Origin of the sequence: Shewanella sp. SG44-2, assembly GCF_014164215.1 — a bacterium.
Classification (GTDB): domain Bacteria; phylum Pseudomonadota; class Gammaproteobacteria; order Enterobacterales; family Shewanellaceae; genus Shewanella; species Shewanella frigidimarina.
Genome location: NZ_JACJEU010000043.1, coordinates 1 through 20,550, shown reverse-complemented (window position 1 = coordinate 20,550; position 20,550 = coordinate 1). Strand labels below are relative to the sequence as shown.

The 20,550-nt window shown below is 40.4% G+C and carries 21 protein-coding genes; 12 read left to right on the top strand and 9 right to left on the bottom strand.

Annotation, left to right across the window (positions count from 1 at the left end; all coding sequences use genetic code 11):
• Positions 1-156 precede the first annotated feature (156 nt).
• Positions 157-411, bottom strand: a complete 255-nt coding sequence (locus H5181_RS19565) for a TIGR03643 family protein (RefSeq protein ID WP_102036345.1) — start codon at positions 409-411, stop codon at positions 157-159.
• Positions 412-850: 439 nt separating this feature from the next.
• Between H5181_RS19565 and H5181_RS19560 the strand changes: the two genes are divergently transcribed.
• Both H5181_RS19560 and H5181_RS19555 read left to right on the top strand, forming a co-directional pair.
• Complete coding sequence (locus H5181_RS19560) at positions 851-1,714, top strand: DUF4010 domain-containing protein (protein WP_182751815.1); 864 nt, start codon at positions 851-853, stop codon at positions 1,712-1,714.
• Positions 1,715-1,862: 148 nt separating this feature from the next.
• Positions 1,863-2,552 carry a pseudouridine synthase gene (locus tag H5181_RS19555; protein ID WP_123882794.1) on the top strand — a complete coding sequence of 230 codons (690 nt, stop codon included), beginning with the start codon at positions 1,863-1,865 and terminating at the stop codon, positions 2,550-2,552.
• Between the two features lie 89 nt (positions 2,553-2,641).
• Here H5181_RS19555 and H5181_RS19550 read toward each other — a convergent pair whose 3' ends face one another.
• Positions 2,642-3,145, bottom strand: a complete 504-nt coding sequence (locus H5181_RS19550) for a lactoylglutathione lyase family protein (protein WP_011638012.1) — start codon at positions 3,143-3,145, stop codon at positions 2,642-2,644.
• A 297-nt stretch (positions 3,146-3,442) separates the two neighbouring features.
• Here H5181_RS19550 and H5181_RS19545 point away from each other — a divergent pair, with 297 nt between their 5' ends.
• Entirely contained in the window at positions 3,443-4,342 is a 900-nt protein-coding gene (locus H5181_RS19545) for a LysR family transcriptional regulator (RefSeq protein ID WP_059745994.1), read from the top strand.
• A 58-nt stretch (positions 4,343-4,400) separates the two neighbouring features.
• Here H5181_RS19545 and H5181_RS19540 read toward each other — a convergent pair whose 3' ends face one another.
• Together H5181_RS19540 and folX are read right to left on the bottom strand one after the other, a co-directional pair.
• Positions 4,401-5,300 carry a TIGR01777 family oxidoreductase gene (locus tag H5181_RS19540; RefSeq protein WP_182751814.1) on the bottom strand — a complete coding sequence of 300 codons (900 nt, stop codon included), beginning with the start codon at positions 5,298-5,300 and terminating at the stop codon, positions 4,401-4,403.
• A gap of 81 nt (positions 5,301-5,381) precedes the next feature.
• Complete coding sequence (gene folX, locus H5181_RS19535) at positions 5,382-5,750, bottom strand: dihydroneopterin triphosphate 2'-epimerase (protein WP_011638009.1); 369 nt, start codon at positions 5,748-5,750, stop codon at positions 5,382-5,384.
• Positions 5,751-5,908: 158 nt separating this feature from the next.
• Here folX and H5181_RS19530 point away from each other — a divergent pair, with 158 nt between their 5' ends.
• From H5181_RS19530 to H5181_RS19500, 7 genes are all read left to right on the top strand, one after another.
• Positions 5,909-7,123 (top strand): AI-2E family transporter, encoded by a 1,215-nt coding sequence (locus tag H5181_RS19530; RefSeq protein ID WP_123882792.1) that lies wholly within the window; start codon positions 5,909-5,911, stop codon positions 7,121-7,123.
• Between the two features lie 40 nt (positions 7,124-7,163).
• The gene (locus H5181_RS19525) at positions 7,164-8,072 is read left to right on the top strand and encodes a class I SAM-dependent methyltransferase (RefSeq protein ID WP_011638007.1); all 909 of its coding nucleotides are present in this window, start codon (positions 7,164-7,166) and stop codon (positions 8,070-8,072) included.
• Between the two features lie 392 nt (positions 8,073-8,464).
• Positions 8,465-8,623 carry a periplasmic nitrate reductase, NapE protein gene (locus tag H5181_RS19520; RefSeq protein WP_011638006.1) on the top strand — a complete coding sequence of 53 codons (159 nt, stop codon included), beginning with the start codon at positions 8,465-8,467 and terminating at the stop codon, positions 8,621-8,623.
• A 33-nt stretch (positions 8,624-8,656) separates the two neighbouring features.
• Positions 8,657-8,914: a chaperone NapD gene (locus H5181_RS19515; protein ID WP_011638005.1), complete on the top strand. Its 258-nt coding sequence runs from the start codon at positions 8,657-8,659 to the stop codon at positions 8,912-8,914.
• Between the two features lie 2 nt (positions 8,915-8,916).
• On the top strand, positions 8,917-11,406 hold the full coding sequence (gene napA, locus H5181_RS19510) for a nitrate reductase catalytic subunit NapA (protein WP_011638004.1): 2,490 nt from the start codon (positions 8,917-8,919) through the stop codon (positions 11,404-11,406).
• 11 nt (positions 11,407-11,417) lie between these two features.
• Positions 11,418-11,888, top strand: coding sequence for a nitrate reductase cytochrome c-type subunit (locus tag H5181_RS19505; RefSeq protein WP_011638003.1), 471 nt, complete (start codon positions 11,418-11,420; stop codon positions 11,886-11,888).
• An 8-nt stretch (positions 11,889-11,896) separates the two neighbouring features.
• The gene (locus H5181_RS19500; RefSeq protein WP_404948511.1) at positions 11,897-12,496 is read left to right on the top strand and encodes a cytochrome c3 family protein; all 600 of its coding nucleotides are present in this window, start codon (positions 11,897-11,899) and stop codon (positions 12,494-12,496) included.
• A gap of 80 nt (positions 12,497-12,576) precedes the next feature.
• On the opposite strand, the gene H5181_RS19495 is transcribed toward H5181_RS19500, so the two are convergent.
• Both H5181_RS19495 and H5181_RS19490 read right to left on the bottom strand, forming a co-directional pair.
• A complete protein-coding gene (locus H5181_RS19495; RefSeq protein WP_182751813.1) occupies positions 12,577-13,587 on the bottom strand; it encodes a D-alanine--D-alanine ligase in 1,011 nt (336 codons plus the stop codon).
• 555 nt (positions 13,588-14,142) lie between these two features.
• A complete protein-coding gene (locus H5181_RS19490) occupies positions 14,143-16,245 on the bottom strand; it encodes a TonB-dependent siderophore receptor (protein WP_182751812.1) in 2,103 nt (700 codons plus the stop codon).
• A 254-nt stretch (positions 16,246-16,499) separates the two neighbouring features.
• On the opposite strand from H5181_RS19490, the gene H5181_RS19485 reads away from it, so the two are divergent.
• The gene (locus tag H5181_RS19485) at positions 16,500-17,672 is read left to right on the top strand and encodes a PepSY domain-containing protein (RefSeq protein WP_182751811.1); all 1,173 of its coding nucleotides are present in this window, start codon (positions 16,500-16,502) and stop codon (positions 17,670-17,672) included.
• Complete coding sequence (locus H5181_RS19480; protein WP_182751810.1) at positions 17,672-18,148, top strand: hypothetical protein; 477 nt, start codon at positions 17,672-17,674, stop codon at positions 18,146-18,148. The genes H5181_RS19485 and H5181_RS19480 overlap by 1 nt, the downstream gene beginning before the upstream one ends.
• Positions 18,149-18,241: 93 nt before the next feature.
• Here the strand turns inward: H5181_RS19480 and H5181_RS19475 are convergent, their stop codons facing one another.
• From H5181_RS19475 to H5181_RS19465, 3 genes are all read right to left on the bottom strand, one after another.
• On the bottom strand, positions 18,242-18,586 hold the full coding sequence (locus H5181_RS19475; RefSeq protein WP_220491845.1) for a YkgJ family cysteine cluster protein: 345 nt from the start codon (positions 18,584-18,586) through the stop codon (positions 18,242-18,244).
• 128 nt (positions 18,587-18,714) lie between these two features.
• Positions 18,715-19,164 (bottom strand): excinuclease, encoded by a 450-nt coding sequence (locus H5181_RS19470; protein WP_182751809.1) that lies wholly within the window; start codon positions 19,162-19,164, stop codon positions 18,715-18,717.
• A 465-nt stretch (positions 19,165-19,629) separates the two neighbouring features.
• Positions 19,630-20,361, bottom strand: coding sequence for a hypothetical protein (locus H5181_RS19465; protein ID WP_182751808.1), 732 nt, complete (start codon positions 20,359-20,361; stop codon positions 19,630-19,632).
• Positions 20,362-20,550 lie beyond the last annotated feature (189 nt).

Here is a 20,550-nt window from a genome sequence, read left to right as displayed (position 1 = left end):
ACTTATAACGAGTTAAGACCGCACCTTAGTTTAGGAATGAAAACCCCAAACGAAGTGCATGAAAAAGCCAGTCGGGAGTTCCAACTGGCTTAATAAAAACCGTCAACCTATTTTAGGACTAGACAGCCTTTTTACCTTAGTTGATCACTGATATGATTACTTTGAGCGCATTTTATATTGGGTTGGACAATACGCTCTATCAGTACCTTCAGGTCGTAATTTAAGGTGTTTAGTTTTACGGCCACTGACTCGTGCACGCCATAATTTAAAACTACTGTGTTTAAGTGAATTGCGCATGAGTTTAATCACATTCGATTCATTTAAACCGTAAAGATGTTCAATAGCTTCAAATGGCGTTCGGTCTTCCCATGCCATTTCAATTATCCTTGAAGTCTCGTGCGATGATAGCATGGCGTTTGATAATGTTTATTGGGTTTGCACCTTAGTACGTGAGTTATCAGAATTTAGATTAATCAATTTAGAATTTGTGTTTAACGTATTGGATGTTGAATGATTATCTGAACAGCATATTAGCGGACAGTTAGATGCAGACATTACTGGGTTATTGCTCATTATCGATGATGAGTGCGGTAGGTTTAATATTATTTCACCCGCCAAACAGTGTTATAAAATATACCAAGTCACATTAGCTTCGGATTACTCAGCAGGGCAAGCACTTGTTTTATCTCTTAATCGTTTTTAAGTTGGTTTACTGTATAGTTAAGTTATATTGAATAGTGCTCCGAACCGATCTCGTGGAGTGTAGGACTAATTTTGTGACAAAGTGTAAGTGCTGAAGATTCATAATTTAGTCCACCACGATACATAGTTGTAGAGGCAAATATTGTCGATGGAACATAAGACACCACTCTCATATCATTTTAAAGACAAACATATATGGTTTGACATGACCATGTTGGCGGCTTTGTTCGTGGTGGCAGCCTACGTCCCTCTATTAAAAATTGTTCCTTTGGTTGCCTGTCTAGAGTTATTCAGCTTTTTTAGTTTTCACTTGCTAGCAAAGCGCAGTCGCTTCCAGTTACAGGGTTTTCTGGGGGGATTTATTTCCAGCACGGCTGTTTTTTTACAAATATTGAATGATAAAAAATTTGCATCAACAAGTGAGCGTGACTTGCTACTGACATTGTTGTTTGCTTTATGTTCTATGTTACTGGAATGCCTATTTATTATCTTTTTTTTGGCAGACCAATTACCCTTTATTTTTTATATTCCCTTTGTCATGCAATTATTGTTTTTTATTACGGCGATAATATATGCGCAGTTTCACTCCAATTTACTTTTTTTAAGTAACCAATCAGGGCAACCAACAGTTGATATTGAGTTATTAATTGATCATCCGATAAATTGGAAAAATGTTGCTAAGCTATCTATTTTTATTCTCGGACTTGTATATGCCATGCATTTTATCGGCAGTGAACTAGGTCTCTCGAGAGGGATCAGTACTTTACTTGTATCATTTTTTGAAGCTCATGCCATTCTTGTATCGGTGATGACCGAATGGTCTATGAATCCACAGGATATTGATTTAATCAATTTATTGTTGTTAATTTTACTCGGTAACACCATCAGTAAATCGTACTTGGTATTTAAAGGAAGCAATTTTTCTCACAAATGGTTTTTTATTGCGATGATGTTTGTGGGGTTTGCGTTAAGTGTCGGTGCTACGTTTTTTTGCTCTTTTTTACTTGAGTAATGTGTTTGCGATTCTCCATAATAAAACAAAGCGCACTTTACGTCTGTGGCATAATACCCTCCACCATTGACTGCATATTTGACGAGACAAAGCATAATATCCGCTTAAGTAGCCAATAATAAATGATTATCCCAAGTTAAGGTTATTTATGCGTCTTGATCGATTTATTTGTAAAAGTACTGAGCTAGTAAAGTATGACGCGATCCAGCTAATTCATAATGGTGAGGTGTTCGTTAATGGTGTGGTTGTCAGGAATGAAGCTGTTCAAGTTCATGAAAATAATGACATCAGCTTAAACGGTCAAAAGCTTGCAGCTCGAGCGTTTCGTTATATGTTAATCAATAAACCTGCCAATACTCTTTGTTCTAATGTCGATGGTGTCTATCCGTCGCTATTCTCATTAATTGACGTCGAACGACCATCTGAGTTGCATATTGCCGGACGGTTAGATGCCGATACAACTGGGTTAGTGCTTATTACCGATGATGGCCGTTGGACATTTGCTATCACGTCCCCGTCTGGACAATGCCATAAAGTTTACCGGGTTAAATTAGCTAAGCCGATAGCAGCAGATGCCGGAGAGTCTTTTTTACAAGGCATTGCTTTGCAAGGGGAGCAAGAGCTGACATTACCGGCACAGCTGCAAATTATCACACCCCAAGAAGTATTACTGACCTTAACTGAAGGTAAGTTTCATCAAGTAAAAAGAATGTTTGCTGCGGTGGGCAATAAAGTGGTGTCACTGCATCGTGAAAGTATTGGTGCTGTGAGTGTCGATGTAGCCGAAGGGGAGTGGCGTTATTTAAGTGTAGATGAAGTTCAGTCTTTTTATACATAAAAGAGCGCCGCAGAACTACAGTGTTAGTATCGTTCTGAGGCGCAACCTAGCAGCATTAAGCGCAACTTATGTTGGCTAATTAACACAGGTTAATTATAAGCACCGCTAGCATAATGTAGCTCGTAGCTGTGGCTATAGATTTCTAGAATATTACCAAATGGGTCTTCCATGTAGATCATGCGATATGGCTTTTCACCTGGGTAGTAATAACGTGGTGCTTTCATGCGTTTTTTACCGCCAGCAGCAACAATTTTTTCAGCGAGTTCTTCAACATTTGGGTCTTGCACGCAAAAATGGAAGATGCCGGTTTTCCAGTATTCAAAATTATCCTTTGGATTTTCCTGATTGGTAAATTGGAATAATTCGACACCGATTCGGTCACCAGTTGAAAGGTGAGCGATACGGAATGATCCCCAACCTGCACCAAATACGTCAGTACACATTTCGCCGATAGGCGTGTCTTCTTCAACAATTTCTGTAGGCTGCATAATGAGATACCAACCTAATACTTCAGTATAGAATTTAACAGCGGCATCTAAGTCTGGTACCGAAATACCAATATGGGAAAAACTGCGTGGATATGTATTACTCATTTTAACCTCTTTACACTGAATTAATGTGTTGCCATGTTGCTCGTCATTCCGAGTTGATAACGTCAGTATAGGAAGTTCAGATATAAATGTTAAATTATCAAAAATACTCATAATGATAATTTTAAGTTATTAATCGTGTCACTATAGTATTAAGAATTGCTATGATAGCGTTGTGGTTTTATCGTTTCGGTTAATAGCCTTAAATTAATAGCATTCAGGTGAATAACATTCAGATTAAAGCAATCCGTGAGAGTGTCATGGGTGAGATCAATATTTGGGGCAGAGTAGAGGCGTGACATGTTAAATCAACAATGGTTAACAACATTTATTAAACTCGTCGAAGTTGGGCATTTTACTCATACTGCAGAGCAACTTTTTATGACGCAACCTGGCGTGAGTCAGCACATTAAAAAGCTCGAGCAGCAAGTGGGTGTTGATTTACTCATTAGAATTGGAAAAAGCTTTGAGCTAACTGAAGCTGGAATAGTGTTGTATCAACAAGCATTAGTTTGGCAGCAGCAACAACAGCAAGTTTTGTCGCAATTAGCGGTTGATGATGAGCATGTCGGCGAGTGCCGTTTAGCGTGTTCGGGATCGATGGCGTTGCTTTTATACCCTCACCTTATTGACTATCAGTTGCCATATAGTCAATTACAAATCTATCTGGAAGCGGCGCCTAATAAACGCATTATTGACAGTGTTATGACCAATACCATTGATGTGGGTATAATTACGCAGCCGATTAATATGGATGAGCTGGTGGTGACTCCATTAGCTGCGCAGTCTCTGTGTCTGGTGTTACCTCAGTCGTACTCACATCAATCGGTTACATTTGAACAGCTCATGGAGCTTGGAATGGTGAGCCACCCTGATGCGATGCATTATTGGTCGCAAATAGTCGGCCAGTATTTTACTGAAAAACAAGCGTTGGCATTGCAGGTGCCCATTCGCAGTTACGTTAATCAGTTGAACCAAATTCTTGTGCCAGTGGCTAAAGGGCTCGCATTTGCTGTACTACCACAATTTGCTGTTGACCATTTTGGCCAACAACAGCATATCCGCATAGCATCTTTTACCACCGAGCAAGCCAACAATGTGGTGGTCAGTGAGCCATTGTTCATTATTTACAAAAAACACCGACCACTTGCGCGTCGCTATGGACCGATAATCGACAAAATTAAACAGTTGGTTAAGTGATGCCCATTAGCCAGGTGACTTAGCTCAGTGACTTAGCACTTTGAGCTAGCACTTTGAGTCAGTTCGCTGAGTGAGTAATATGATCTAATGCGCTGTTGATATCAGAGTATTTAAACTCAAAGCCAGCTGCTAAAGTTCGTTTAGGTAACACAAATTGACCGGTAGTAAGCAACTCTGACATTTCACCCATTGCTAGTCTTAGAGCCAATGGTGGTGTGGTTATTTTGGCCGGACGGTTTAACGCATTGCCTAATGCTTTAGCAAATTTGGCATTGCTAACAGGCTGAGGTGCGGTAGCATTAAAAATACCTTGTAAATCTGTGTTGCTGAGTAAGTAAGACATCAATGAAATTAAATCATCAACATGGATCCAACTCATACCTTGCTCGCCACTGCCTATTGGACCGCCTAAACCAAGTTTGAATGGAGGTAACATTTTTGCTAATGCGCCGCCATTCTTCCCAAGCACAATACCTATGCGAGTAATACACACTCGGGTCTGTTGTGACTGGGCTTGAAGTGCGAGATCTTCCCATTTTTGGCATATATCATGGCTAAATTCTGCATGAAAACCACTCGTTTCATCAACTGGATTTTGGTCTTGTCGGCCATAGTAACCTACTGCTGAGGCACTAATAAACGTATGCGGTGGCGTGGTACTTTTACTAATAAGCTGAGTTAACGCTGCCGTGATGTCCCAACGGCTGTCGCATATCAGTTTTTTCTGCTTGTTACTCCAACGTTTATTGACTATCGGTTCGCCGGCAAGGTTGATCACTGTATCAATATCGTTAAGGTCTGATTTATCAGTTAGGGTTTGCCAATATTGATGATGGCTACCAAGATTATTTTTAGCGTTATTAATATTTCGCGTCAATATGATCAGTTGATGCTCACTAAGCGATTTAACTAAGCGTCTGCCAACAAACCCTGTTGCACCTGTGATTAATATTTTCATCTAAGCTCCCCTTTACTCATTAGAACAATATACGATGGTAACCTTAAAAAATGATCACAAATACTGCACGTAACATGTCTGTTATTGCGGTTTTTGATAGCATAATTCCATCGACACTGAGTCTGCAAAGCGCAGTGCATGGGGTTTATCAATTTCAACACTGGCAAATTCAACCCAATCATGTTCGCTAGCAATGGCAAGAGTTTGGTTTGTTAGGTTTTCCAGTAAAGAAAAACGATTATTTTCAATCAAGGCAATGATTTTTTTAGTAATGGTGCGATAATTCAACGCATCAGCGACATTGTTGCTGTTTCGCGCTTTGTCGGCACAATAATGGATAACCACATTGATGATGACATCTTGTTGGTTATTGATTTCATCTTCTTTAATGCCGATATAGGTGCGTAAACGTAAGTTTTTAATGCGTATAATAGCGGTTTCTGGTTTCATATTGAGTGAGTGGATCCCTAAAAGTAGTTGTAAGCCAATATTGTCATCAATTGATATATGAATCGACAATGAATTTTAACTTAGTTTGCAATATGTTACTGAGTTTAGCTTAGCATATAGAATCATTTTAATAAGCAATAATAAGGATTTTTAGTTCTATGAATGGATTACAACAATCGCCCATGGCTGTACGAAGTTTTGTGGTGATGGCTTGCGTAGTGATTATTTTGGCTGGAATTAAAACGGCCAGCCCAATAGTGGTGCCTTTTGTATTATCTGCATTTTTAGCGGTTATTTGTAATCCTGCTATTGTGTTGATGACGCGCTACCGTATTCCTAAATGGTTATCGATCATCTTAATGATGGGATTTATTGTGTTAATGGGCTTGTGGCTGGCCAGTTTAGTGGGCAGTTCGGTAACTGAGTTTTCCAAAGAAATGCCCAAGTATCGGGAGCAATTGATTGAACAATTTGCGTGGATCCTTGAAAAACTGCAAGATTTTAATATCCAGATTTCTCAACAAAAAGTACTCGATTATTTTGACCCCGGCATGGCGTTATCCATGACCACCAATATGTTGTCTGGTGTTGGCAATGTGATGGCTAATTTATTCCTGATTATTTTGACTATCGTATTTATGTTATTTGAAGCGCAATCAATGCCTAGAAAGTTTCATTTAGCCCTTGATGCTCCAGATAAGCGTTTAAAGCAAATCGACAAGTTTTTGCAGTCGGTTAATCAATATATGGTGATTAAAACCCTTGTCAGTTTAGCGACAGCAGTGGTTGTTGGTATCGGTTTGACAATCATTGGCGTTGACTATGCTTTGTTATGGGCTGTCATCGCTTTTCTGTTTAATTATATTCCTAATATTGGTTCTATTATTGCCGCAATTCCGGCTGTGTTATTAGCCTTTATCCAAATGGGCCCAGGGGCTGCAGGTATTACCGGTTTATTGTATGTGGGTACCAATATGGTGATGGGTAATATGGTTGAACCCCGTTTTATGGGGCGTGGCTTAGGCTTGTCTACCTTAGTGGTTTTTTTATCATTGATTTTTTGGGGTTGGCTGCTTGGCTCTGTCGGCATGTTGCTGTCGGTACCCTTAACCATGATTGTTAAAATTGGTCTTGAATCGAGCGACTCGGGCAATTGGCTGGCAATTTTGTTGTCGGATGATAGTGATGACTCATTTAATGAATCCGCTAATAGTGTTAAAGCAGAAGCCGAAATTGCAGCTGAAGATGAACACACAAATGACGATGACAAACAGGTTAATAATGACGTTGATAGTGGAGTCAGTAGTGACGTTGATAATGACCATAGCGTGGACAGCGACGCTAAAGCTAAGTCATCAACCACCAATGCATAACCGTATTGATTGTATTTAGTTTATTGAGTTAAGAGAGTGTATGAAAGGTTTTTTACAAATAGTTCCAAATTTGACGTTCGGTGATGATGTTTGCCGTTTATTTCATGGCCGTGGCGGATTATTCGCGGGCGATGAACACCTGTGTTTAGATTGGTATAAGCCAGTATTATTGCTCACCAGTTTTAAGATGCTCGAAACCGAACAACTGGATGAATTAGTGATTGCAATAAAGGCCCTTTGGCAGCAACAACGACCAACTGAAACACTTAATTTGGTGTACCAATACCGTCACGGTGGCCAAACATTCAGTGAGTTATTGCATGGCGAAGTACCAGAACAGCATATAGTAACTGAAAATGACGCGCGTTTTTTAGTTCATTTATTACGCGGACAAAACCACGGTTTATTCTTAGATATGGCCAATGGCCGAGCATGGGTGAAACAACATGCAAAACATAAGAAAGTGCTAAATCTATTTGCTTATACTTGCGGATTTTCGGTAGTGGCTTTGCAAGGCGGCGCAGATGAAGTGGTCAACATGGACATGAGTAAAGGCGCGTTAAGCATTGGTAAGCAAAACCATGTATTAAATGACTTACCCGCAGGTGCGCGTTATTTAGGCCACGATATTTTTAAATCTTGGGGCAAGTTAACTAAGCTTGGACCGTATGATTTGATTGTGGCCGACCCACCCAGTAATCAACGTGGCAGTTTTGTGGCCACTAAAGATTATGAGCGCTTATTGAAACGTCTGCCGGATTTGCTTGCCCCGCAAGGTGAAGTGTTGCTGTGCTTAAATGCCCCTGAACTTGGTTGTGATTTTTTAATGCAACAAGTGGCTAATACCGCGCCACAATTATCTTATGTTGAGCGAATTGCTAATCCGTCCGTATTTGCTGATATTGATGAACAGAAATCATTAAAAGTATTACGTTACCGCATGAGCTAATTTGTTCACGAGTTACACCTAAACCGACAGTCATGTGGCTGTCGGTTTTTTTATGGCTGTAAAAAATGCCAAGGCATATATCATGATTAACCCCTTAATAACATCTTGGTCGTGCAAGTTGTTTTTAGTGTCTTATACTTGATACCAATCAAAGAGAATACTGCTCAAAAAGCCGTTAAATAATCCTTTATTTAATCGGTATTTATGCTTGATAAGCCTGATCTAGCTAATGATTTATTTAAATTGATGATCTAGATCATATTAACCTCGTTTTACCAATTTGTGAGTATATAGATTGTTACTGCATTAACGATAAAATTCACCCGAGTCGTAATAAAGAAGCAATGAAGCGATGATGATTTGTTGTTTTTATCCCCACTCTTGGAGGGTCCATGAGTAATGAAACTGAAAGTAAAAAGGGTTTAGAGCTAAAGATTTTTATCTTTTTGACCGTATTTCTAGCCCCAATTTTATCTGTCTTACTGGTTAGCGCACTAGGTTTTACTATCTGGTTTAGCCAAATTTTAACTGGGCCTCCAGGCGCAGGCTAATCCTAAAAATAATAAACAATGTGAGAACGATGTATGAGCAATGAACTTCACGTAACCAGCCTAATTGTCCAAGTACACCCTGAGCAAATGGCTGAAGTAAGACAAAAAATTATGGCCATCAAAAATGCTGAGTTGTCAGCTAATAATGACGTTAAGTTAGTTGTTGTCGTTGAGGGTCCGAGCCAACGATCGTTGATGGATGATATATCAACAATTAATGCCATTCCGGGTGTGTTGACTGCCACCATGGTGTATCACCAAAGTGAAGAGCTTGAAGAAGGTGAAGTATGAAAATGAATAGACGCGATTTTATGAAAGCAAATGCCGCTATCGCAGCGGCAAGTGTTGCAGGATTAGCACTACCTACAAGTGCAAGCAACCTGATCACTAGCTCAGAACAAACCAAATTAGAATGGAACAAAGCACCTTGTCGTTTTTGCGGTACAGGTTGTTCAGTTATGGTTGCCACCCGTGACGGTAAAGTTGTTGCAACTCATGGTGATGCCAAAAGTGAAGTTAACCGCGGCTTAAACTGCATTAAGGGCTATTTCCTTTCTAAAATTATGTATGGTCGTGATCGTCTGCAAACGCCAATGTTGCGTATGACTGATGGTAAATATGACAAGCATGGCGAATTCACTCCTATCACATGGGAAAAAGCATTCGACACTATGGCCGAACGTTGGAAAGCGACCATAAAAGCCAAAGGCCCAACTGCAGTTGGTATGTTTGGTTCTGGTCAGTGGACCGTATGGGAAGGTTATGCAGCCGTTAAGTTAATGAAAGCTGGCTTTGGTTCAAACAACATCGATCCAAACGCACGTCATTGTATGGCATCTGCGGTAGGTGGCTTTATGCGTACCTTCGGCATTGATGAACCAATGGGTTGTTATGACGATATGGAAGCGGCTGATGCGTTTGTGCTTTGGGGCTCAAACATGGCAGAAATGCACCCAATTTTGTGGACTCGTGTAACCGATCGTCGTTTAAGTGCTCCACACGTTAAAGTTGCTGTGTTGTCGACCTTTGAACATCGTTCATTTGACCTTGCTGATTTACCGATTGTATTCACGCCACAAACTGATTTGGCGATGCTTAACTTTATTGCCAATTACATTATCCAAAATGGCAAAGTGAATAAAGATTTCATCAAAAAGCATGTTAACTTCCGCAAGGGAACCACTGATATTGGGTATGGTTTACGTCCAACGCATCCATTAGAAATGAAAGCTAAAAACGTTGCGACAGCAGGTGACTCTACACCGATTGATTTTGACGAATTTGCTAAATTTGTGGCTGATTATGATGTTGAATCTGTCAGTAAGTTGTCTGGTGTACCAGAACATAAGCTTATCGAGTTGGCAGAGCTTTATGCTGATCCAGATCGTAAAGTAACTTCATTCTGGACCATGGGCTTTAACCAACATACTCGTGGTGTGTGGTGTAATAACCTAATTTATAACATTCACTTGTTAGTCGGTAAAATTTCTACTCCAGGTAACAGCCCATTCTCATTAACGGGTCAACCTTCTGCTTGTGGTACAGCACGTGAAGTGGGTACATTCTCACATCGCTTACCTGCTGATATGGTGGTGACTAACCCTGAGCACAGAAAACATGCTGAAGAAATTTGGCGTATTCCGAGTGGTATTATTCCTCCTAAACCTGGCTACCATGCGGTAGAGCAAAACCGTCGCTTAAAAGATGGCGACCTAAATTGCTACTGGGTTCAAGTGAACAACAATATCCAAGCTGGCGCCAATATTAACGAAGAAGGTTTACCGGGTTACCGTAATCCAGAAAACTTCATCGTAGTGTCAGACGCTTACCCAACCGTGACGACTCAAGCTGCCGATTTGATTTTACCAACAGCCATGTGGGTAGAAAAAGAAGGTGCTTATGGTAATGCCGAGCGCCGTACTCAATTTTGGCACCAAATGGTTACTGCGCCAGGCGAGTCACGTTCAGACTTATGGCAGTTAATGGAATTCTCTAAGCGTTTCACTACCGACGAAGTTTGGCCAGCTGATGTGTTAGCTGCTAATCCTTCATTTAAAGGTAAAACCTTATATGAAGTACTTTATCAAAATGGCAACGTTGAGAAGTTCCCGTTAAGTGATGCTGATCCTAAGTACTTAAATGACGAAGCTAAGCATTTTGGTTTTTACGTTCAAAAAGGCTTATTCGAAGAGTACGCTACCTTTGGTCGTGGTCATGGCCATGATTTAGCAGACTTTGATGTATACCATAAAGAACACGGTTTACGTTGGCCTGTTGTTAATGGCAAAGAAACCAAATGGCGTTTCCGTGAAGGGTCAGATCCATACGTTAAAGCCGGTAAAGACTTTGAGTTCTATGGTAAGCCAGATGGTCGTGCGGTTATCTTCGCATTGCCTTACGAGCCAGCAGCTGAATCACCAGATGAAGAGTTTGATATTTGGTTATCAACAGGTCGTGTGCTTGAACATTGGCACTCTGGTTCTATGACACAGCGTGTACCTGAGCTTTATAAAGCCTTCCCTGATGCAGTGTGTTTTATGCACCCAGAAGATGCTAAAAAGCGCGGTTTACGCCGTGGTGATGAAATTAGAATCGTCTCTCGTCGTGGTGAAATTAAAACCCGAGTTGAAACGCGTGGACGTAATAAGCCGCCTGTTGGCTTAGTGTTTGTGCCTTGGTTTGATGCTAGTCAGCTCATTAATAAAGTGACGTTAGATGCGACAGATCCTTTGTCAAAACAAACTGACTATAAAAAATGTGCTGTAAAGATTGTTAAGGCTTAAGGAGACAGACCATGAAAACAGGTAAATTATTATCGATTATCGCGTTATTAGGTTTCTCTGTAAGTGTAATGGCTACCAGTGTACCTGAAGACAAAATCGACACATTACGTTTAGCGCCAATTAACGTAGAACCGACACCGCCTGCAATGCAAGCGGTGATCAATACCGATGTTAAGCAGGTACGTAATTACCCAATGCAGCCACCGGTGATCCCGCACAAGATTGATGGTTATCAAATCGATCTTAAAGTGAACAAGTGTATCCAGTGTCATGCCCGTACCAGTACTGGTCATTCACAGGCTCCAATGGTGAGCGTGACTCACTATATGGACCGTGATAATAATTTCTTGGCTGATTTATCACCACGTCGTTATTTTTGTACTCAGTGCCATGCACCGCAGTTAGATGCCAAGTTATTAGTTGAAAATGACTTTGTCGATATTGATCACTTAATGAAGGCGAAAGCCCCAGTTAAGCACTAGGAGTCACTATGATTGCAAAATTGTTTGAGCAACTAAAAATAGTGTGGAAAGTGCTGTGTCGTCCGAGTGTCCATTACAGCCTTGGCTTCTTAACCATTGGTGGATTTATCGCAGGTATTATTTTCTGGGGTGGATTCAACACCGCGCTGGAACTGACTAACCGTGAGCAATTCTGTATTGGTTGTCATGAAATGGAAAACAACGTTTATCAGGAGCTGCAAACCACCATTCACTTCACTAACCGAAGTGGTGTGCGTGCAACCTGTCCTGATTGCCATGTGCCACACAACTGGACCGACAAAATTGCCCGTAAAATGCAAGCGTCTAAAGAAGTGTGGGGCAAAATATTCGGCACCATTAATACTCGTGAAAAGTTTGAAGCAAAGCGTCGCCATTTGGCTGAAAACGAATGGAATCGACTCAAAGCTAACGATTCTTTAGAGTGCCGTAACTGTCATAACTTCGACTATATGGATTTCACTCGCCAGTCTAAGCGTGCATCACAAATGCATTCAACGTCACTGGCTAGCGGCGAAAAAACCTGTATCGATTGTCATAAAGGTATTGCACACCAATTACCTGATATGGCGGGCGTAGAAGGGTTCTAAACTGTTTAACATTGTAAGTGTATAGAAAAGGCCAGCAAATTTGCTGGCCTTTTGTTTTATGCATTTTGTACTAAAATTGTTTAGGTTAAATCAACCTGTTGTCCAATCACATCAATTAAATATTCAGTGAAATCATGTCCATGGTTTTGCAACATTTTCGGGAACATTGAAATAGGCGTTAACCCAGGGAAGGTATTAATTTCATTCAAGAGAATTTGGTTATCGGCAGTTAAAAAGAAATCGATGCGCGACAAGTGACGTAACTTCATCCCTTTAAAGGCTTTTACCGCGTAATCACGGATCAGCTGACTGATCTCTGGGCTGAGGTTATCAGCAACAACGTCGGTGCGAGCCTTGCTATTTGTAGCGTACTTTTCATCAAATGAATAAAAGGTATTGCTGTCGCAAATAATCTCACCCGGTAAGGTCGCTACCACTTCACCCTGGTATTGATATACGGCGACCTCTAATTCACGCGCATGGATGGTTTGCTCAACCACAACGTAAGGTGCATAACTGAATGCATCCTTAAGTACGTTAGCGATATTGGCTTTCACATCGACTTTATAGCATCCCACAGACGATCCTTGTGATGCTGCTTTAACGAAAACAGATCCCCAATTATCAAATGCCGTTTCAGTTTGCTTGATTGCATCATCATCTAGTTGATGTAAAAAGATGTAAGGCGTGTTTGGAACACCTAAAGCTGAAAACCACATTTTAGCGGTGATTTTGTTAAAACAATTACTTGAGGCTTCAGATTCACAACCAAAGTAGGGCAGTTGTATTAAGTTAAAATACGATTGAATATCGCCGGTTTCACCCGGGAAACCATGAATACACGGGATCACATAATCAACTGACCATGCTGGCGTATTGTTATCTTCAAAACGAATTTCACGACGATTAGTCAGGTCGCATAATTTACCGTCTTCAGTGTGGTAATGGCCATGTTTATCGAGTACTAACTTAAGTACCGAAAATTTATCTGACTTTGCCAGTGATGACTCAAAAAAACGTGCAGACATTAACGAAATATCGTGTTCTGCACCGCCACCGCCGCACAATAACAGCAGATTAATCTTTGGCATGGTTGCTCCTGAAAGACCAAAAAAATGGGCTAGATTTGAATTAGATTAGCCCTAAAAAAGTAATGCTTATGATAAAGACCCACAGCCATACAGTGCAAGTAAGAGTTAATAATATTTCAGCTAATTAGGTCAATTTTAGAAGGTAAGTCGATTAAATAGCCACAAGGAGATAATAAACAGCTGTCACACCTTCATTGTCTCACGAACCAGTTATGTTTATTAGCTATGCCAGTTTTGGCTTCACAGGCTTCGGTTGTCATAGTCTTTTAAGCACCAACACGTGTGGTTGATGAGTAAGTAATAAGGTGATATCGTTTTGCTGTCGACAAGATCAACGCCATCATTTGTGTAGGGTCGGTAAATAATATTGTGTCTATGTTGAAAAAGAAAACCTCTTTTTATTTTCATAAAAAGAGGTTTTTTATCAATCAATATAATGTCTGCTGTCGTGATCAACCACATTGATTATATCGGTGTGGTAATAAACGCATTACAGAAGAATACTTAAGCTAATGGCATAAATTTCAGTCATTGGCTTTAGCATTTTCATGCCACCTAGAAGCGATAAGTTAAGTTCACCGAACCATTCACAGGCGCGCCGTAATAACCTATGGTCGCCAAGCTATTAATGTATTTTTCATCGGTGAGGTTATTAATGTTAGCTCTTAAATTGAGGTCCTCAGACACATCCCAACTGGCAAAAGCGTTAACCACTAAATAGGCATCTTGCTCTACATTAGAATCAACGTTTTTGGTTTCTGATTGCCATCTGCCGCCGAATCCAACGCTTACTTCTGGCAATTGTGGAATGGTATAATCCATTGAAAAGTTAACAACGTTGCGGGCTGCCCACTCATTTGCTTCAGCGCCGTTGTCATCTTCTACATCAAGCAGCGTATAAGCTAATACTGCATTGAGGTTGTCTGTTATATATCCAGTGACTTCAACTTCAAACCCTTTCGATTCGACATTGGCACCTTTATAATAATAATTTCCGTTGGCATTAAGGCCGGCGTAGCTAGCGAGGTTATTTTGCTCAGCGCTAAATAGTGCAAAGGTAGCCATTAAATCATTATCAAGCCATAGGGTTTTAAGCCCAAGCTCGTAATTTACGCCTTTAGTTGGGTCTAAAAAATACCCATCGTAATCATACTGCTCTTGCGGTTGGTAAATATCTGAATAACTGAAATAGGTGTTTATATCCTCTGTGATGCTATAAACCACACCTGCATAAGGGCTAAACTCGCTCTCGTCATTGTCTATATCAACGCCGCTATTAATCCCTTCGCGGGTATATTTAATCGCATTAAAACCAGCAACCACGAATAGGCTGTCATTGATATTGAACTTAGTTGAACCATAAGCGCGAAGTAAGCTTACATCTATATCAGAGTACTCTACTTTATCGCCCCATTCCGGTTCAGGGATCGCATTGAGATCGTAAGGGAAGGCTGGGGTTGGGCCATATGCAGGAGTCGCTGCAAAATCAAATGGGTGTTGGTACATGTATTTTTTACTTTGAGAACCGCTTAATCCCAAGGTGAGCTCATGATCTTGACCAAATAAGCTGTAATGACCAATTGTGGTGATGTCTACAATATCGGCTGAAAATTCAGTGTCGTAGCGACCAGGCCAACCATTTAATCCTAAGCCTGTGTCCTTATCAATGGTTCCAGAAGCATAAAATAACTTACTTTCATCTTCTAAACCTTGATGGTTATAGGCAACCTTAAGATCCCAATCGTTAGGCAAAATGTAAGTATACTCAACAAATGCGGTTGTGTTGCTAGTGTCCCACATGGTCCACTCTTGTGTTGTGGTCGCACTGGTATCCCACTCAGCTTGGGTGCCGTCAGTATAGTTAAATACTAATCCCCCCCAGGTATTGCCGTCTGTGTTGGCATCTTGGTATGAAAACCCTAACGTTAACGTTGAATTGTCTGTTAATTGGCCATCAACGACAGCGTAAATATAGCCACGATCGTTTTCTAGGCCATCTAGGTATGACCCTTTGTCTTCTACCACCGCAACAACTCTACCAGCCCAACTACCGCTTTCTGTTAACAGGGCTGAGTAGTCAGCTTGTACGCGCTTAAAGTCATCCGAACCGTAAGAAATGCCTACTTCGCCTTCATTTTCATTCGTTGGGCGTTTACGGACATAATTAATGGTACCAGCAGAATTACCTATTCCGGTTAATAGCCCGTTAGCACCACGAATAACTTCAATTTTTTCATAACCATAAGCTTCCATTGCACCAGTGACGATACCCCAGTCATTAGGTAAACCGACGCCATCAATTTGGGTACTTTTAATTTCAAAACCGCGAGAAGTATATTGTGTGCGGTTAGTTTCCCATTCTTCAACATTAATACCCGTCGCAAGACGAAGTACGTCATTAAGGTTATTAGCACCAAAATTAGTTATCTGCTCGTTGGTCACCACACTGATTGACTGAGGCGTTTCATCAATCTCCATGGTTAGCCCAGTAGCGCCTTGGCTAACGCGTTTATAACGAACACCCAAGATTTGGATTTTTTCGATATTTTGATCATTGTTGTCAGCATTTTGTTGTTCGGCTGCAAGGGCGAAGGGCTGTACTAGAAAGCCCATAGCCAAAACTAATGATGAAAGTGCAAAGATGTGTTGAGGTTTCATGTTTTGCCTTATCTTTTTTAGCGCTAAATAATGTTAATGAGGGTACATAATAACTATCAGGCACTAATGTTATTGCTAATGATTATCATTAGCAACCATTGATGACGGCTACATTAATAGAAATGGGACAATTAGCGCAAAATTTACAATTGATAATAATTATCACTCAATAGTTATTGAGATTCATTATCAATCGTATTAGCATGTGCGAGATATTAATCTCTATAAAGACAACGGACAAATTTGGAAAACAGATGGCAAAACTTAGTAATAAATTTTGGTTTAAGCTTCATGGCTGGTTTTCATTACCCGTATGGATAATTTTTTGTTTTGTGTGCCTTACAGGAACGATTTCAGTGATAAGCCATGAATTAACCTGGCTTACTAATCCTGAATCGAGGGCTAGTAACCCGCAAAATCTGGCAGAAAAACCGATGTCAGAACTCGTTGAAATTGTGCAACAAGCGCACCCAACAGCTAACATCACCACAGTGATGAGCTTTGAATCTTATCTGGTTAATGCGGTTATTTTTAACGATAGCGATGCGCCTTTTGCCATTGCTTATGTCAATCAATACACCGGCCAAATACAAGCAATTAATCTTGGCATGACCTTCACTAATTTTATGCGCTCATTACACGGTTGGTTACTGTTTCCATGGCATGTTAATTACAGTGTCGGCTATTACATTGTCTGTTTTATGGCAATTGTGATGTTGGGTGCATTGGTTTCTGGACTGGTGATTTATAAAAAGTTCTGGCGTTCATTTATCCAGCCAAAATTACGTTTAAATCAAGGTAAAAAAACATTGCTTGCAGATCTACATCGATTGGCAGGAGTGTGGTCAATGTGGTTTTTAATGCTGATGAGCATTACGGGTTTATGGTATTTAACACAAGCTATTATGTGGCACAACCACATAGATTTGGAGCCACACGCGCCATTAATTGAAGCAAGCCAAGTGCCTACATCAGCAAACGATGCTCCCATTAGACCGTATACGTTATCTAATGCGCTGCAAGTAGCCGAGCAAAAATTCCCGGGCTTTAAAAGTACCTACATTATGCTTCCAGAGCACAATCGAGATACTTATAAAGTGTATGGCCAGGGAGATCATATTTTCTATGATCAGTATGCTTATGGTGTGACAGTGAATCCATGGAGCGGCACTATTGAAAGTGAAAGATCGCCAGCGGCAATGACAACCTTACAAACCCTATCGCATATTGCTGATCCACTGCATTACGGCACAATAGGTGGTTTGTGGACCAAAGTGATTTGGTTTATCTTCGGTATTTTTCTAACGGGAATGTCTATCACAGGATTTTTAATGTGGGGAAGTCGAACCGTAAAAGCCGCCAGAACCGACCTAGATGCTCCGTTGGCAACACACAACCCACAACTTGTCGAGCAGGAAGGTAACTAATGGCCCGCATTAAAAACACTATATGGAATCGTTACAAATATAAAATAAATGGCTTAGTGCTAGTACTAGTTTGTTATTTTCTATATCAGTCTCTATTCCCACAATTCCCAGATGCATGGGAAACTCAAGCGGTTGGCGCTTTTGAAATAACACCTATGCCGTATGATCTTGATCCGCCATATCTTCACGATGGTACCTACACTAAAGATTTTTTATTATTGTTTAGTAAGGGGCAGGTAAACAAGATCCGTCAAGCATATTTAAATATTGGCACAGAGCCTCTACCATTAGAAACATTACAAATGGGCGATGCAGGTATCTTGCACGGCAGTCAGCACGGACAAGAAGTTCATGCTATTGCACCAGAAGTATTAACAGCAGAACATAAGGCTTGGTTAACCATTGAAAATTGGCAGGGGCAACAACAAGTCATTAGCTGGAAGTTACCTAATGCACTTTTTCAGCCATCAAACTAACCGATTATAGTCCTTGGAACGGCTTGGTATTATCAAGCCGTTTGTCGATGTTAAATGTAATAGCATTGCATTTAACATCGTATTCTTAGGCAGTTAAATGCCAAAGGCTTCGCGTTCAGAAACACATTCGTATTCAGCCATTTCAAATTCACGGCATATCAGCGGCCGAACTTCGTAAATCGAACACATCATCGTGTCTCGGTCTAGCGCTGCACACCAACCATCATCAAGTCGGCGCATCACTTCTCCGCCCCAATTATCTTTGGCTATATACACTTTAGGCACACCGGTTTCGGTTATTAACATTACTTCTAAACGGCAACAACAGGCTTGGCAATTTGAACAGGTCACAGCCGGTTGCTCTAAAGCGCTTATCGATGCGGGAGTCGATGATTTATCGGACGACTCAGGGAACATGGTAATGATATTGGTGGGCATTTAAGGGCTGCAGTTGAACATTTGGGCTAAGGATACCGTAATTTTACGGCGTTGACGTTATCTGAGCACAAATAATCATGAGATTGGAATTTGCCAAGCTAACTCAATGAGCGCCTGGCTATTGGGGATTACAACGTAACCACTTTACCGGTTAGTGCAACGCCTGCAACAATATTGCCAGCACCGCACTGGAAAGTGTCATTGCTACTAGTAAGATTGTTTCTATAATTTGATTTTATTTCAACGACAGCATTACCGCCTTCTTTAACCGCTCGCTCTTTTAGCGCGATCATTGCCGATAGAAACACCCAATGGCAAGCTTCGATATCAGATTTGTTAAAGGCATTGGTCTTTTTATTAGCACTGAATTCACCGATAATTTTTACTGGCTCTGAATAAGCCTGATCACCAAAATAAAACGCAACATTGCTGCCAAGTTTATTTTTTGCGTGTTCTGTACTCAGCGCATCTCCTACCGAATAACTGCCGACATCGTCGCGGGCATAAGAGATAGAAGGGGCAATAGCGAGTGCAAGAGATAACGCGATGATTTTGTTTTTCGTACTATTGTTTTTCATACTTAGAAACATCCTTTTAATTGGTTTGGCTTTTACGGTGAAAATCCTTTGTGCGAAGCAAAATAACATTAACTCACTGATTTTACACCTATCAATGAGAAATATTCAATTTTTAGGCAGATGATAACGTTAGACAGATGATAACGTCAGATAGAAACAATAAAGCATCAGCAGGTGTAATACAGTGTGTTGATTTATTTTGGGTAAAAATAATGTCTATGCAGTGACAATGTCTAACTGGTGTTGTCCAAATGTGAGCATATAAGCCTTATCTCATCACTTTGCCTTGGCGTTACGTTGAATCAGCTTCATTAAGGGTAACGCTTCACTTCCCTGTGATGGCGAGACAAATAGCATGGTTATTACTTTGTTTGTCTTAAACAGAGGCGGGGAGAACGGAGATAAATGTAACGGCTTGCATTGCTTAAGCCCATAAGTTCATCAGTACGATGGCTAATGCCAATGTTAATGCTGATGTGCCGACGATAATGAATTTCCTTCGCTGTCATAAAATCCTGAAGCGCTGTGTTCAATAAAACCTAAGTTGATCATTTTTCTAAAAAACGGGTCAGATTCATTATCGCCAATATCAGCAAAGTCGGTAGATTGGTATGCAGAGAATGTATCTAACTGTTGTTGAATCATTTTGTTGTCGTAAGTCACTTCGGTTAATTGCCAATTTACGGCTTTATCTGCAGATTCATCTTTATCTGACAATACAGTACTAATGCGTTGTACTAGTTTTTTTGCTGGAAACCACCATATATCAACCGTTTTTGTATTTGTTTGTTGTTGATAATGTTCTAGTTTATCGCAGCCTTGCCCTGTAGTTTCAATGAGTGTTGACTGTTTTTGAAATAATGGATGCAATAATTGTGCATGATATTGCCATGCTTGATTAGATATCGTCTTGGTTGCTTCATATTCAATGGCGCGTTTGTCATCAATAAAGTATGAGGTTTTTTTCATGTGATTATGTGGCAGTATTGTCCATTGTGTTGCTACTTGTTGATTGCTGATGTGAAATACAGAATTTTGGGCTCTTAATAGTACCAGTTGGTTTTGTTTGTTTGATGCTGCATCGCGAGTCGTTTGTTCAATGTTATAGGTCGCCATAAGCGTAGTTGATTGGCAAGTGTCACTTGCTGAAGCAAATAACGGGAAAGTAATAGCGGTTAGTAACAATAGAGTTTTCATGTGTTTCATCTTATTGGCTGATTAAGTATCAAGGTGGAAGCTAAAAGTTAAAGAATAGGGGCGAACCCTGACGAATCCCCATGAAATAACAAACAGGAACAATAAGATATTTTAAATTAGGTGGGAACATTCATGGCATTTGGTGATCAAATTTATCGCCAAACAAAAATTACCACGAGTAAATGCCAT

Excerpts from the sequence above, each read along its gene's own strand:
- H5181_RS19565 (WP_102036345.1), bottom strand. The coding sequence starts at position 411 with ATGCTATCATCGCACGAGACTTCAAGGATAATTGAAATGGCATGGGAA.
- H5181_RS19560 (WP_182751815.1), top strand. The coding sequence starts at position 851 with ATGGAACATAAGACACCACTCTCATATCATTTTAAAGACAAACATATA.
- H5181_RS19555 (WP_123882794.1), top strand. The coding sequence starts at position 1,863 with ATGCGTCTTGATCGATTTATTTGTAAAAGTACTGAGCTAGTAAAGTAT.
- H5181_RS19550 (WP_011638012.1), bottom strand. The coding sequence starts at position 3,145 with ATGAGTAATACATATCCACGCAGTTTTTCCCATATTGGTATTTCGGTA.
- H5181_RS19545 (WP_059745994.1), top strand. The coding sequence starts at position 3,443 with ATGTTAAATCAACAATGGTTAACAACATTTATTAAACTCGTCGAAGTT.
- H5181_RS19540 (WP_182751814.1), bottom strand. The coding sequence starts at position 5,300 with ATGAAAATATTAATCACAGGTGCAACAGGGTTTGTTGGCAGACGCTTA.
- folX (WP_011638009.1), bottom strand. The coding sequence starts at position 5,750 with ATGAAACCAGAAACCGCTATTATACGCATTAAAAACTTACGTTTACGC.
- H5181_RS19530 (WP_123882792.1), top strand. The coding sequence starts at position 5,909 with ATGAATGGATTACAACAATCGCCCATGGCTGTACGAAGTTTTGTGGTG.
- H5181_RS19525 (WP_011638007.1), top strand. The coding sequence starts at position 7,164 with ATGAAAGGTTTTTTACAAATAGTTCCAAATTTGACGTTCGGTGATGAT.
- H5181_RS19520 (WP_011638006.1), top strand. The coding sequence starts at position 8,465 with ATGAGTAATGAAACTGAAAGTAAAAAGGGTTTAGAGCTAAAGATTTTT.
- H5181_RS19515 (WP_011638005.1), top strand. The coding sequence starts at position 8,657 with ATGAGCAATGAACTTCACGTAACCAGCCTAATTGTCCAAGTACACCCT.
- napA (WP_011638004.1), top strand. The coding sequence starts at position 8,917 with ATGAATAGACGCGATTTTATGAAAGCAAATGCCGCTATCGCAGCGGCA.
- H5181_RS19505 (WP_011638003.1), top strand. The coding sequence starts at position 11,418 with ATGAAAACAGGTAAATTATTATCGATTATCGCGTTATTAGGTTTCTCT.
- H5181_RS19500 (WP_404948511.1), top strand. The coding sequence starts at position 11,897 with ATGATTGCAAAATTGTTTGAGCAACTAAAAATAGTGTGGAAAGTGCTG.
- H5181_RS19495 (WP_182751813.1), bottom strand. The coding sequence starts at position 13,587 with ATGCCAAAGATTAATCTGCTGTTATTGTGCGGCGGTGGCGGTGCAGAA.
- H5181_RS19490 (WP_182751812.1), bottom strand. The coding sequence starts at position 16,245 with ATGAAACCTCAACACATCTTTGCACTTTCATCATTAGTTTTGGCTATG.
- H5181_RS19485 (WP_182751811.1), top strand. The coding sequence starts at position 16,500 with ATGGCAAAACTTAGTAATAAATTTTGGTTTAAGCTTCATGGCTGGTTT.
- H5181_RS19480 (WP_182751810.1), top strand. The coding sequence starts at position 17,672 with ATGGCCCGCATTAAAAACACTATATGGAATCGTTACAAATATAAAATA.
- H5181_RS19475 (WP_220491845.1), bottom strand. The coding sequence starts at position 18,586 with ATGCCCACCAATATCATTACCATGTTCCCTGAGTCGTCCGATAAATCA.
- H5181_RS19470 (WP_182751809.1), bottom strand. The coding sequence starts at position 19,164 with ATGAAAAACAATAGTACGAAAAACAAAATCATCGCGTTATCTCTTGCA.
- H5181_RS19465 (WP_182751808.1), bottom strand. The coding sequence starts at position 20,361 with ATGAAAACTCTATTGTTACTAACCGCTATTACTTTCCCGTTATTTGCT.